Source organism: Streptomyces sp. NPDC037288 (assembly GCF_055603265.1).
In genome coordinates, this window is the sequence record NZ_JBVJVY010000073.1 from 1 (window position 1) to 13,324 (window position 13,324).

General features: G+C 69.7%; 9 protein-coding genes and 3 pseudogenes. 4 read left to right on the top strand and 8 right to left on the bottom strand.

From position 1 onward, the window contains the following. Nucleotides 1–361: 361 nt before the first annotated feature. The 8 genes and pseudogenes from ACZ7GZ_RS39320 to lexA form a co-directional block, all read right to left on the bottom strand. A complete protein-coding gene (locus ACZ7GZ_RS39320) occupies nucleotides 362–1,543 on the bottom strand; it encodes a TniB family NTP-binding protein (RefSeq protein WP_471032109.1) in 1,182 nt (393 codons plus the stop codon). Continuing rightward, the gene (locus ACZ7GZ_RS39325) at nucleotides 1,537–3,579 is read right to left on the bottom strand and encodes a Mu transposase C-terminal domain-containing protein (RefSeq protein ID WP_471032112.1); all 2,043 of its coding nucleotides are present in this window, start codon (nucleotides 3,577–3,579) and stop codon (nucleotides 1,537–1,539) included. Before ACZ7GZ_RS39325 ends, ACZ7GZ_RS39320 begins: the two co-directional genes overlap by 7 nt. A gap of 59 nt (nucleotides 3,580–3,638) precedes the next feature. Then, nucleotides 3,639–4,079: a TnsA-like heteromeric transposase endonuclease subunit gene (locus tag ACZ7GZ_RS39330; protein WP_471032114.1), complete on the bottom strand. Its 441-nt coding sequence runs from the start codon at nucleotides 4,077–4,079 to the stop codon at nucleotides 3,639–3,641. Continuing rightward, nucleotides 4,080–4,208 (bottom strand): hypothetical protein, encoded by a 129-nt coding sequence (locus ACZ7GZ_RS39335; protein WP_471032115.1) that lies wholly within the window; start codon nucleotides 4,206–4,208, stop codon nucleotides 4,080–4,082. Nucleotides 4,209–4,585: 377 nt separating this feature from the next. Beyond that, nucleotides 4,586–5,890 (bottom strand): DNA-binding protein, encoded by a 1,305-nt coding sequence (locus ACZ7GZ_RS39340; protein WP_471032117.1) that lies wholly within the window; start codon nucleotides 5,888–5,890, stop codon nucleotides 4,586–4,588. 222 nt (nucleotides 5,891–6,112) lie between these two features. Further along, the gene (locus tag ACZ7GZ_RS39345; protein ID WP_471032120.1) at nucleotides 6,113–7,861 is read right to left on the bottom strand and encodes a hypothetical protein; all 1,749 of its coding nucleotides are present in this window, start codon (nucleotides 7,859–7,861) and stop codon (nucleotides 6,113–6,115) included. 237 nt (nucleotides 7,862–8,098) lie between these two features. Next, nucleotides 8,099–8,410: a hypothetical protein gene (locus tag ACZ7GZ_RS39350; protein ID WP_471032121.1), complete on the bottom strand. Its 312-nt coding sequence runs from the start codon at nucleotides 8,408–8,410 to the stop codon at nucleotides 8,099–8,101. Nucleotides 8,411–8,662: 252 nt separating this feature from the next. Beyond that, nucleotides 8,663–9,118: pseudogene (lexA, locus tag ACZ7GZ_RS39355) on the bottom strand (transcriptional repressor LexA); the annotation flags it as partial. 11 nt (nucleotides 9,119–9,129) lie between these two features. Here lexA and ACZ7GZ_RS39360 point away from each other — a divergent pair. From ACZ7GZ_RS39360 to ACZ7GZ_RS39375, 4 genes and pseudogenes are all read left to right on the top strand, one after another. Continuing rightward, nucleotides 9,130–9,380 (top strand): annotated as a pseudogene (locus ACZ7GZ_RS39360) (NrdR family transcriptional regulator). A 33-nt stretch (nucleotides 9,381–9,413) separates the two neighbouring features. After that, nucleotides 9,414–9,932 (top strand): annotated as a pseudogene (locus ACZ7GZ_RS39365) (vitamin B12-dependent ribonucleotide reductase); the annotation flags it as partial. A 2,018-nt stretch (nucleotides 9,933–11,950) separates the two neighbouring features. Beyond that, complete coding sequence (locus tag ACZ7GZ_RS39370; RefSeq protein WP_471032123.1) at nucleotides 11,951–12,436, top strand: hypothetical protein; 486 nt, start codon at nucleotides 11,951–11,953, stop codon at nucleotides 12,434–12,436. 64 nt (nucleotides 12,437–12,500) lie between these two features. Then, entirely contained in the window at nucleotides 12,501–13,187 is a 687-nt protein-coding gene (locus ACZ7GZ_RS39375; protein ID WP_471032124.1) for a helix-turn-helix domain-containing protein, read from the top strand. Nucleotides 13,188–13,324 lie beyond the last annotated feature (137 nt).

Consider the following 13,324-nt stretch of genomic DNA (forward strand, 5'->3'; position numbering starts at 1 on the left):
GACCCCACGAGAGGTCCACGACGACTACCTGAATCAGCAGCTCGCCGCATGAATTAGCCAATAAGCTGCTGTACGGAAACCGCAGGGCCCCTCATGCGGGGGAGTTGTGGTCACTGCAGGGTTGGTTGCGTGCGGATCCCGAGGTGCGCCGGTCGGCCGCGGTGGAGGTAGGGGGTGGTGCGCCTGGCCTGGGGAGATGGGCACGGGGCTTGATGTGCTGCAGCTGGTGACTGGGAATGGGTGGTAACGCTCGGAGGGGGGTTTGTTGGTGGGCTGAGTGTTTGTTGGCCTGGGGTGTTGTGGGTGTGTTGAGAGGCGGGTGGGCGATTGGGTCGGGGTGGGCGGGGTGTGTGAGCTGGGCTTATGTGTTGTGTGTGGAGTGTGGCGGGGTGGGTTGTAGGTAGTTGTAGCGTGTAAAGACTCGGTTGGTGTTTTCGCTGGTCAGTGCTGTTTTGCCTGTTCGGGGGGTGGGGTTAGCGGCTGCGGGTGGGGCGTCTGTGTTGTTCGGCGAGGTGGTCGAGTTGTACCGCGTCGAGGGCGGTTTTGGTGATGCGTTCGGTGCCGTTGGTGATGGCGGTGATGGCGGTGATGGTGGCTTGGCGGATGAGGCGGGTGAGGGATCCGATGCGGCCGGCGGTGCGTTGGTGGAGGTAGGGGGCGTGGCCGGGAGGGTGCCGGGTTTGTGGTGGGTGAGGTCGAGGGCGTTTTCGATGTCGGTGATGACGTCGCGGAACGGGTGGCGGGTGCCGTGTCGGGCGGGGAGGGGGCCGCAGGTGATGAGGGTGGCGCGTCCGGCGAGCTGGGCGCCGCGGGTGCCGGTGAACAGGGGGGTGTCGGTGACGTTGATGCCGGCGTACACGAAGGTCGCGGGGAGGCGTTCGGTGTGGTCTTTGAGTAGGTCGGCGGTTTGGGCGCCGGTGGTGGTGCGGGGGTTGAGGCGGTGGGTTTCGTCGATGAGGACGAGTTGGACGCCCGCTTGGGTGTAGGTGTGGCAGACGGCGTCGGTGATCTGGGTCTGGGTCATGCGGGTGGTTATGGGGATGCCGAGGTAGCGGGCGAATTCGGTGATGAGGGTTTTCGCGGTGGCGCCGGGAGGGACGAGGACGTAGGCGACGGGTGCCGTGGCGTGGGCTGATCCGGGCGGTGCGGGGTTTTTGCGGGTGTGGGCGAGGTGGCAGGTGCGGCCGACGTTCGGGAGTGCGGTGGTTTTGCCGGCTGCGGCGGGTCCGGTGACGATGAGGGAGGGGCGGGCGGTGGTCTGCTGGTGGCGGCCGAGGATCATCAGGGTGCGGACCTGGGTGGCGAGTTGGCTGATGGCGGGGGTGCGGATGGTGACGAACGCGGAGTGGTAGGCGAGGCGTTCGTCGCGGCTGCGGGGCGGGTCGTCGGGTTGGGGCGGGGCGGGCGGGTTGGTGGTGGCGAAGCGGTGCCAGCCCTGCCAGGTGGTCAGGGGCCAGGAAGGTTCGGCCGTGTTGTCGCTGCCCGCGTCGGCGGGTGCGCTGGGCGGTTGGTGCGCTGCGGGGTGGGGGCGGGTGTTCACCACTTGTCGGCTTCCTCGTATGCGTTGTAGAGCCCGAATCCGGCGGCCGCGGCGGGGCGGGTGTCGTCCTCGGGGAGGTCGTCGAGGTCGTCGATGCGGTCGTCCTCTCCGTGCTGCGCCGACTCGCCGGTTATGGGGCCGGTGCCGTATTGCGGGTGCCGTGCGGCGGGAAGGGGCAGCGTGGTGGCGCGGGCGAGGAGAGCTTGTTCCGTTTTGGTGGCGTGGCCGCTGTGGACGCGGCGCATGAGCTGGTCGAGGGCGTCGGCCAGGCCGGCCTCATGCTGCTGGCTGTCGTCGTGGTTGTTGTGGTGGGCGTGGGTGCGGATGTGCTGCCAGGTGTGGTCGTTGAGCGGCTGGTGGACGTGGTCGCGGTGGATCCAGGGGATTTCGGTGAGGTGGCCGTCGGGTAGGCGGATCCAGATCTGGCGGACGTCGTGGGGGTTGTAGTGGATTTCCCATTTCCCGCCCCGGCCGGCGACGGGGGAGGCCTGGCCGCGGTACGGGGCGAGGAGATCGTGGTCGTAGGTGCGGTGGTGGATTGTGATGCCGGCGGGGGTGATGGCCTGCCAGCGCACGGGCAGCGGTTCGAGGTAGTCGCTGCCGGTGAGCGGGACGGGCACGTACCCGGCGACGGCGACCAGCGTGGCCCACATCTGGTTCGGGGTGAGGGCCTTTTTCGGCATCATCGGGTGGCGCAGGCCTTCGTGGGGCCGGTGGTGGTAGTGCACCAGCCATTCGTCGAGCAGGTCCTGGAGCTGGGGGACGCTGTAGCAGGTGTCTTTCTCGGTGTCGGGGCCGCGGCGGGTGACGTCGGATCCGGTGTAGCCGGGCAGGTGCTGGCAGAACAGAGCGTTGATGGTGCCGAAGGTCCGCTCGACGATGCCTTTGGCGGTAGGGGCGCGGGGCTGGGCGGGCTGGACGCTGATGCCGAGGTGTTCGCAGGCGGCGGTGAACGCGGCGGAGACGAAGACTTTGCCGCGGTCGACGACGATCGTCTCGGGCAGGACGAAGGGCCGGGCCGCAGCCCCGGCCAGTCGCTCGTCCAGCGCGGCCAGCCGCTGGTGGGGGAGCGCGGGGGCACGGTCCATGCGCAGGATGTCCGGCCAAGTGGGGCGGGCGGGGTGCGGGACGGCCATCTCCGCCAGCAGCAGCGCCGCGTCCACGGCCTTGGTCGCACTCGGGCACAGGACGGCGGCGAGGATGGCGCGGGTGGCGACGTCGACGGCGATGGTCAGTTCGGGCCGGGCCAGGCGCCCGTCGTCGAAGAGGGCGAGGACGTCCAGGCGGGTGGTGTCGACCTGGACCTGCTCGCCGGGCCGCAGCGCCGTGGCGGGGGTGAACGCCCGCCCGTCGACGCTCGCCGGTACTTGCCGGACGGGTCCGGTGGGCAGTTCGCCGGGCCGGGCGAGGTTGGTGACGAGCCGGTACAGCGTGGCCTGGGACGGCGCGGGCACCGTGCCTGGGCCGTGCCGGTCCTCGAGGATCTGGTTGATCAGCGGGAACAGGCCGTTGATGGTGCCCTTGGAGCGGCCGCGGCGGCGGCGCAGCGCCTCGCGGACGGCGGCGACGACCCGCTCGTCGGCCCGGCCGGTGGGGCTGGAGGCGCGGGTGGTGCGGTGGTCGAGCAGCCCCCACAGGCCTTGCTTGCGGTAGGTGAGCCGCATGCGCTGCACCGTGGTGCGCGAGACCCGGCCGAATTCGAGCGCGGTCAGCTCCTGGGCCTTGGCCTGCTCCCGTTCGGCCAGCGTGTACCGCTCGGGGTCGTACTGCTCGCGCACTGCTCCTTCGCTGCCGGGCCCGCCAGGCAGGCCGCATTCGACTTCCCTTACGTGTCGTTGCCACGCCAGCGCCTTCTCACGCGCGGCGGCAGGGGCGGTCTCGAACAGCCCCCACTGCGGGGCCGCCTGCGGCGCATCGGCCCCGACGACGGTGAAGCCGGGGTCGGCGAACAGGTGCCCGGCGAGCACGGCCTGGCCGCCGCCCTCCGGGCCGACGAGGTGGATGTCCTGTCCCGACAGGGCGACCACTTGCCACTTCATGCCACGGAAGCGGATGTGAGCACCGACCTTCACGGCCGGCCGGGCATTGCGCCGCGCGGTCACCCGGCATCTCCCGTCTGGGGGCCGCTCCAGCCCCGCTGGCCGACGGGGACGCGTTCGTGCAGCGGTGTGTCCAGGCCGGCCGTCAGCTGTCCGTGCCACAGGCCGTGAAAGACGGCGGGCAGGACCTCGATGGGGTCGCCGGCCGCGCTGGCGCCTTCGATCAGCGGCCGCGGCCGCGTGAACGTCTCCAAGACAGCGGGCATCAGGCCGGGCTGGCCGGCGTTGCGGGGGTGGCGGTAACCGGCCAGCCATTTCAGGTTGGCGGCCAGTACGTCGTCGAGCGGTGGGAGGCGCAGGTAGCTCCAGCCGATGTGCGCGCACGCTTCCGCGACGGCCTTGGCGGCGCCCCGGGCGCGTTCGCCGCCGGCGCCCGCGTGGCTGGGACAGTCGGCGAGTAGCGCGGTGCCGTCGGCACGACGGGCGAAAAGCTGCGGCACTCAGGAGCGCACCTGGCCGCGGGGATTACGCCACAGCAGCCGCACCGGCCGCCCCGCCAGCCCCGTCACGTCCGGGTCGCGGTCCAGGACCATCAGCTGGACACGCATCGCGTTCGACCCGGCGGCCACGTGCCGCTCCCGGTGGTCGCCGACCACCAAAGTCCCGGCCCCCAGCGCCGCCCCGGCACGGCCGGGAACGCCGACACCGGCGGCAGGTCCTCGAACGCCACGGTCATGGCGGCATCCGCCCACCGCTGCTGCACCGCCTGCCCCACCGGGTCGAGGAACACCGCCTCGAACCCGCCGCCCTGGTCCACGCCTGCCCGCCCTGCCCGGCTTTGGTGCCAGGCCGCTCCTGTGCTGGTCACCCGCGCCAGCCAAGCCGTTCCCGCCGGCACAGGCTCCCGTTTTCAGTATTTCTGCCACGAACGAGTGCCGTATCAGCTAACAGCCGACCTGCCCGTCGACGCATCGCTCTCAGCCGCCGTTCTCCTGCCTGCCCGCCGTCAGCATCTGCCTGAGCACCTCAACGGGCACGTCAACCCACTGGGCCACCTCCTGAAGCGGCACCCGCCGTTCACCGCCGCCAGGGCGGTCCGTTTCCAGGCGTTCTCGATCAGGTCGGCGCTGTGGCGGAGGCTGCGCAGGAGCTGCCGGGCGACCTCGGCGGTCGGGCCGGTCTGCACTCCGCGCAGCTGGAGCAGCTGTTCCTCGGCGCTCTCGATAGCGCTGGTGATCAGCCTGCGCTGCTCGGTGGGCACCGCCGCGCGCCACATCGTCCCCGAACCGGGCGCCTTCTTCTCCTTGCCCAGCACCCGCAGCTGGCCGGCCATGGTGGCGGCCTGGTGCTCCTGGCGCAGCCACCACGGGTCGTTGTCGTACCCGGGCGGCCCGCCGGCGCCGCGGCGAAGACGGATGACACTGCCCATCCAGGAGGTCAGCGGGCCGCCGTAGTCAGTCGCCACCAGCGGTCCCAGCCACTTTCGCCCGACCCGCTCTCCCAGCCGGCGGCAGAACGCCCCGTCGGCGGGCAGCGCCCGCGGCCGCCCGGCGCCGCTGTCCACCCACACCAGATCGGCCATGGTCGGATCCAGCAGCGCGTCGGCGACGGCCACCACCTCGGGGAAGACGACCGCGTCCCGTCCCACGATCCGCCACCGCTCCAGATCACCCCCGGCGTCACCGCCCGCGACCTGGTGCAGCCGCCTTGGCCACACCGTCTCCCGCTCCCAGCGGAAGGCCTGCTCCCACCACCGGGCCACCACCGCATGCGACAGGGCGAACACCCTTGCCGGCTCGGCCCCGGCCCGCACCGCCCGCCGCGCCACCCCGGTCCACCGCCGCTGCGCCGCGGCTACCTCCGGCAGATGCCGCACGTCCAGATGCTCAAGAGGCTGGTCGGCGTCCGCGTCCAGGAGCCACCGCCCGTGCCGGACGCACACCCGCTCCCACCGCGCCGCGTACCGCACCACCCGCACGGCCGCACCGGTTCGCCGGGCCGTGCACAGGCGGCAGCCGAACGCCACCGGCCCGGCGACCGCGCCGCCGATCCGCCACGCCGCCGCCGGCACCCCGTCCTGCCCGGTGGACAGCTTGACGTCCTTCCGCCCCCATGACGGCAACGCCCGCGCCAGGACGTCCTGTCCCACACCGCACAGCTCTGCCAGGACCTCCTGTCCGGCCGTGTTCAGCAAGATCTCGGCATCGGCCCGGGTGCCGCCGCCCTCGTGTGTGGACGGGTAGTTGCGCCACTGCCAGCACGAGCGCAGTGCCTTCGGCTGAAGCCCGTAGCTGGCCGCAAGGCGGCACAACAGCGACGACGTCGTTTCCCCGCTGAGGGGGGCAGCACGAAGGACGCCCCCGCGGCGGCGACAGCCACTGGACGTGTTTGGAGTGTCGAACACCCAACTCAACCTTCCTGCGCAGGCGTACAGAGGCCCAGTTGGGGCCATCTGCGCTGGCTGGCCGTTGCATGCTCCCGTGCGTCCGCCAGGCATGGCGATGCCTGGCGCGGCACCCACGTGGTGCGAGCGTTACCGGGGAGCGACATGCGCGGTCTCTTCAACGCTCACGATGTCCGATGCCGCGCCGTTCTCATCCACCACTTCCTCACGGGCCTCGGTCACCCAGAAGATTTTCAGGCAAGCCGTGTCGCGCTGGTGCTCGGCATTGGGGGTTGCCAAGGCAACCTCATTTCCGGAGGTGACCCACCGTGCGATGTTCCTGGGGCTTCCAGGCGATGTCGCCTCATCCGCGCTCCGACGCTCAGGCCCCAGCCGCACGACTGCGCGGGAAAGCACGAGATCGATGTCGCCGAGCGGACGCACCTCAGACCCAAGACGCATCAACCCGATGCGGAAGACGCCAGACCACAAGTACGGAAGGAGATCTGTACGCGTCGTCGTGACAGAGTGCCGCTGCAGCCACCCAGCCCCGCATGCCTCGGAACGCTCCGGCAGGTTGTCCCTCGCCTGGCTGCAGCTCTCGACGAGGTCATGCAGCCAAGCGCACCAAGTGTCTACATCGAGCTCGTCGATGCAGGCCGACAATCCAAACTTCAGTGGCGTGCCTGCATCCACGTCGGCGGAGGCCACTACGGTGCGCACTGGCTCGCCCGCCTTCACCGGGACAGGGGGCTGCTGTCGCTGTTCACTGCGCAGGCCATCGGTCCGCCAGCGAAAATCGACAGCGAGCGCCCGAGCATGCTCCCGGGCCTCACCCCTGACTTCCTGCGCGAACGGCTGCGCATCGATGACCGGATCAGCCGCCCAGAGCGCCTTCTGCATCAGCAGCCTGGCGTCCTGCTGCAGTCGCTCTGCCTCGTGCAGGAGTTCCGCGGCGACGCGATGCTCCGCGGCCATCTTGTCCCTCGCATCCGCCCACGCGCGGTCAGCTTCCTCGCGCGCCTTGGCGATCAGTTCGTCGGCTGTGCGGCGGGCCTGCGCGACGATCTGCTGCGCTTGTGCCCGGGCAGCGTCCACCGCCAGGCCGGCCTCCGTCCAATTCTGCAGGAGCGAGGCCCACTTCTCGAGCTCGTACGTGCCAGCATGCGACGCGCCGGTCGGGCACGGTGGCGCATCCGCCGTGACCTCGACGGTGATCGGCTGGGCCAGGTCGTTTGCCGGACCCGCTTCGATCTCTTCGAGGGCCTGCTCGGCGCCGGGGACGCTGTGGTCGGCGGCCACGCGCAGCCACCGCTTCGCGGCGACGTAGTTGCCACGCCGGAGGTTGTCGTGGCCCAGCGCGTACGCCTCGTGGCCCAGGATCGCGGCATCGGCCTGCGCCCGCAGCTGGGCACGCTCCTGCTCGCTGCGGCTCTTCAGTCGCTTCATAACCGCGGCGAAGCCGTCCGCCTTTTCGGCCGGGCCCACGCAGAGGGCCTCGTGCCGCTCATCGTCGTGGTGCTGGGGGTTCACTGGCGGGCCTCCTTCGCCGTCGTGATGATCTGGTAGCCCTCCATGCGGGGTGACTGCCGCAGACTTGTTCAAGGCCGTCTTCAGGATCTTCTTCATGTTGTCGATGCCGACTTCCATGACCTCAGCGCAGTCCTTCACTGGCAGGTTGGCCACGTACCGCAGCCCCAAGGCCTGCCGCTCGCGCTCGGTCGGTTCCCGCAGTGCCATGTCGAGGTCGACACGGCGGACGACGTCGGCGAGCTCGTCGTGATGTGCTCCGTCGGCCGCAGCCGCGGCGAGGTCATCGGCCTCGAGAGTCTCAACGCGCCCCAAGCGGCGCAGGTAGTCGTTGAGGCGGCAGCGGGTGATGCGGTACAGAGTGGCCACCGGCTTGGGGTGCGCTGGATGTGCCGGCACCAGGCGAAGAACTCCTCGAAGACCTGGCTGAGGATCTCCCCCCGTCGTCTTGGCCGGCCCTACGCGCCAGGAACCTGAACAGCTTCTCTGCATGCGTCTCGTAGAAGCCGGCCAGCATCGCTTCGTCGACCACCTGCATGCCAACGAGCCGCCCGGCGGCCTCGACCTGGTCGAGGCCGAGGACCATTCCCGAATGGTTCTGCACGGTCACCGGCGCCGCCTTGCGGGCGCCGTACGGCCGTCTGCTGCCGTCCTGCGTCCGGCGAGGACTCCTCGCTCGGCTGCCGGGCCGGTGCCGATCAGCGACCACGTGCCAGCGACACCACCGTGGTGCACCCGGACCTCCCGGCTGTCGCCGGAAACGTCGGACACCATCTCGGCCAGCAGTTCCTGCTCCCGTACGCGGTGCTTCTCACGGGCCAGCTGCACTCGCCTCCACTCCCGCGCCCCGGCAACGACCACCGCGGCCAGGAGCGCGATCACCCCCTCAGGCCCCAGCATCTCCTGCACCTTCCCCACCGCCCCGTTCCTCGACCGACTTGCCCAGCACCCTGTTCATCGCGCGAGCACCCGGCGATGGGTACCGGCGAATCCAAGATCTTTTCCACCAGGCGTCTCAGGCCACTAGCTGCACCGGCGGGCCTCCCGGCCAACGGTCTGCCAACCGAGGAACGCCGTGGGAGGAACTCAGAGAGACCTCGCCTGATCAGCACCCGGGTTCAACCGAGTAGCAACCCACTCAGGTAACAGGTCAAGGCGGCCCCAGTGCGGTCCCCGGCAACGAACGGGCTGGCGCTGGACCGGGCCCCAGTCGCTGATCGCGGCCTCGATCATCGAGTCCCCGACGACCTTCAGTACGAACAGCTCGCCGTCGCCGACCAGCTGCCGGGGGAGGGGAAAGACATCCTCGACCGACTCCTCCGCCAGGATCGGGCCACCGGCGGCGATGCGGCCGACCAGCGGGACGTACGACGCGGCGGGCTTGCCGGCGGTGTCTGTGGGCTCCACCGAGGCGGCCTGGTCGGAGCCGCGCACCTCGTACGCGCGGGGGCGGTGCGGGTCGCGGCGGAGGAAGCCCTTGCGCTCCAGTGCCACGAGCTGGTGTGCGACCGAGGAGGTGCTGGACAGGCTGACCGCCTGGCCGTTCTCCCGCATCGACGGCGGGTAGCCACGCCGCTGCACGGACTCCCTGATGACCTCGATCACCTCCTGCCGTCGGCCGGTGAGACGGGCGTCGCATCTGCAGACACCCCGACAGCCGTGTCGTCGACAGTCGTACGACCGACGACGGCACGTCGATCCGCAGGCGCCGCCAGTGTCCTGACTGCTCCCGTCGTTTCACGACCGTGGAGGCGTGCTCGCTGATGGTGACCAAGCGGTGAGCTCGACCTTGTCCCGGTGTCTGCGATTCGCCTCCGTCTACCGGGCGTTCGACTCGCTCGAGGACTTCGAGGCCGCGATCGTGGAACTAAGGGAGAAGAAAAGGTGATCATGGGAGGCCACAAGATGATCGAGGTGCTGCGTAAAGCGCATCCACACCACCCCTGGCGTGCATCCGTATGACGAGGTGGCCTGGGAGCGCCGTGACGTCGTCATGACCAACTGGCGCGACGGCTCGGTCAATTTCGAGCAGCGTGGCGTCGAGTTCCCCGACTTCTGGTCGGTGAACGCGGTCAACATCGTCACCAGCGAGTACTTCCGTGGTGCCGTCGGCACCCCGCAGCGCGAGGTCAGCCTCAGGCAGCTGATCGACCGCATCGTGAAGACGTACCGGAAGGCCGGTGAGGACTACAAGTACTTCGTCTCGCCCGCCGACGCGGAGATCTTCGAGCACGAGCTGGCGTACGCCCTCCTGCACCAGATCTTCAGCTTCAACAGTCCCGTCTGGTTCAACGTGGGCACGTCGCAGCCCCAGCAGGTGTCCGCCTGCTTCATCCTGTCCGTCGACGACTCCATGGAGTCGATCCTCGACTGGTACAAGGAAGAGGGCATGATCTTCAAGGGCGGCTCCGGTGCCGGCCTGAACCTCTCCCGCATCCGCCTAACGGCCTGACGCCCTCGGACCTCCTGCCGTTCCCGGCTGACCAGACCGCCGCATCCGAGGCCTGATCTTGAGAGGCCACGCAGAGCGGCCGGGATACGCCAGGCCGCTCTTTCAGACGGATCGGGCCCGGTGCGGGCCGAATGTTGCCGAAGTGTGTAAAAAAACCTGGGGCTTCTTCTGGTTGCTGTCTCTGCTGCCTGCCCGGGGGGACGTTTGCTGGGTGCTGGGCCTGGCGGATGGGTGCCCGGGCTGGGAGGGGGTTCGTGCCGGGGCGGGCCCCGCAAACGGCCCTCGGCGTCTTCCTGCGCGTTTCTGCCCGCTGTTCGGCTGCCCGCTTCCTGCAGCGGGTAGGGAGCGGCAGGTGGGCGGGCTGGGTGAAGGGCTGCCGGGTGCTTTATGGCTGCGCTGTGTGCGGCTGGCAGTGCGGTCTGGCCGGGTGAAGCCGGGGTGGGCTTTGGGCAGGCTGCGTTCTGCCTGGGTAGCAGGCGGGGCGGGACGGTTGCGGGGATGTGCGGCGCTGGGCGGGAAGGCGCCTGGGGCGGGCCGCTGAGGGCATGGCTGTCGGCCTGGGCGGCAGATGCTGCGGGCGGCCTGCCAGCACGCGGCGGACTTGCCTGAGGGCGCTCAGGCCCGGGGGAGCGGCGCTTGCTGCTTTGGCTGCCTGTGGCGCTGTGGTCCCGTCCCGGTAAGGGCTTGAGAGCCGCCCGCGGGGTGAGTGGGCCACCAGATGCGCTGCCGGGTGTGATGGGGGCTGTCGGCCTCAGTGGCAGTGATCCGCGCGGGAGGTGCGGCTCTTTCCTCGGCGGCAGGCGGGTGGGTGCACCGGTGTGGTGCGGGTGGCGCCGTCAGGGCGCGTCACGGCACAAGGCAGGCGGTCAGGGCCATCGGGAGGGCCGCTTGCGCGGTCCGCCGCCGGGGTGCAGCTGTTCTGGCCATGTGCGTCGGCGCCGGCCGGGTCCGGCCCAGCCGGACGCGGGAACGGGCCTGCGTGAGGCCCCTGGGCGGCCTGCCATGGCGGCGGTTCGCGGGGCGTGGGAGACGAGACTCGAACCGGCCAGGGCGCTGGCGCATACGGCGGCAATCAGGGCCTCTGTCACTGATGTGATGGGCACAGTGGTCTCCTCCCTCAACTCCGGTTCAGCCTCTGCCTGTTGTGCGGCGTTCCTTCAAAGTCGGTTGCGGCACGTGAGAGCCCCCACGCACCGCTGCCGTGGCCGGGCATCGGCCAGTGGACGGGCGCCTGTCCGGGTCAAGTAAGGCGCCTCGGGCCGAACGCCGGCGGCCGCCAAGCCCCCGGCAGTTCGTTGGCCCAACTCTGAGAGATGCCATGCGCTGAAGCAAGCCGGAACGGGGCTGACGAACCAATCCGAAACCAAGTGAAAAAGGTTCCCCCGCAGCGCCCTGATGACCTGCGGCGATTCGCTTAGTGAAAAACTCGTTTTTCTCTGAAAAAAGTCAGGCGGTCGTCGGTGAACGGCGAGCCGTTTCCTTTTCTGTTTGCTGAGTGAGGAACTGTTCTCGGGGGTATCGTGCGGCGCGCCGGAAGCGCCCTCGCTGCGGGGGTGGGGAAACCGAGGGGCGTGCGGAGAATTTATGGATCCCTTATTTCGCTCATAATGTGCTCGAACGGATGAGTGATTCTTTCGGGAAGGTGAACATCTCTCCGATTAAGGGGAACGTGGTATTCCGCCATGGCATGCCACCGCATCGACCAGGCATGATGCCCGAGGTAAGTCAACCGGTGCCCGCAGATCCGAAGAAATTCGGTAGCGCACCGAAAAACCCGATCCCGCCCTCCCTTTTCGTGATCTTGCTCCGGAGTGCGGCGAGTGGAATTTTCAAGATCGTCGAGCAGTATTGGTTCTCGATACGGGTTGCAGGAACTTGTCCACCCTTATAGGGGCGTGTAAAGATTCTGAAGCTGGGAGGCGGCATCCTCCTCGGCGCGGAAAAGCGGACGGTCATCGTCCGGGTCACCATCAAGTAAGGCCCCTCGGGGCCGGAAAGCAGTGCACGTGAAACTGAATGTGAATCTCGCGGCCGGGGCCCTCACGGGCCCCGGCTGCGTCATCGGTACCTCCTCGCGCGAGGGGTACGGATTCCGTGCCCCCCGCCCGGCGGGGGACCGCAAGCGCGGCCTGGCCGGCCTCGTCCGCCGCGCCGCCGAGGCTCCGGAGCGCGGCGTGCGCAACCCCCTGCGCCGCACGCGCGACAAGAAGCGCAGCCTCACCGCCAGGATCGGCGTGTGCGCCGGCGCGTTCGTCCTGGCCGGCGGCTCCACGTTCGGCCTGATGGAACTCGGACTGCCCGCCGAGGCCGCCGGCGCCATCAGCGTGGCCGGCGGCAAGGTGGCCGTCGAGGCGGGCATCGCGATGGTCAACGTCGCCCGCCGCCGCAGGAACCAGCGCGACGACACCACGGTGCAGCGCACCGCGGACGAGCGCCCCGTCCCCCCGTCCCCCACGGCCCCGGCCGTCGAGCAGCCCGGCGGGGCGAACTAGGAACTGCTCCGGGGGCACGCCCTGCCACGTGCCCCCGGGCATCCCGGTTCAGGGAGGAACAACCATGGGACGACCGAGGCGCGACAACACCACCAAGCCCGGCAAGAACGCGCGTCTGGCCCGGCAACTCGACGAACTGCGCCACGACAAGACCCTGAGCGATCTGCGCGAGCTCACCGGCCTGTCCATCGCCACCCTCTCCAAGGTCACCGACCCCACGCGGTCCCCGTCGTGGGCGACGATGGTCAAGTACCTCACGGCGCTCGGCGAGGACCCCGACGAGTGGCGCCCGCAGTGGGAGATGTGCGCGGACGAAGCCCAGCGCCGGGCCGCGGGCCTGCCCACCGCCCCCGAGCAGCGCTCCGTCTACCAGCGCATGCACCCCCACCGCATCCTCAGCCAGCTGGACTTCGGTCTCGCTCTGAAGGAACTGCGGCTGTGGCGGGGCAAGCCCACCTACGCGCAGATCGTGTCGAACGCGCTGCACGAAGGCCTGGTCATCTCGCAGACGACGATCTCCGACATCTTCACCGGCAAGCTCCTCGCCACCGAGTACGCCCTCGAGAGCATCCTCATCGGGCTCGGGATGAAGAAGACCGACGCGGAGTACACGGTCTGGTTCGACGTCCGCCGTGCCCTGGAGGCGCGCCGCGACCGCCACAAGGCAGAGGAGTCGACGCTGCCGTACGCGGCCATGGGCCGGCCCCGCCGGTCCCGGGCCATGCACCGCCGGATCCGCCGCAAGCACTGACAACCCGACCTGCCGAACGGCCGGAGGGGGGGGGGGGGGGGAACGAAAGGGTACCACACAACGGCGTGTTTCTGCTCTTCCTCCTACGACCACCCACCAACACCGACCCCACCACCCCCGCGGGACTCAAGGTAAAG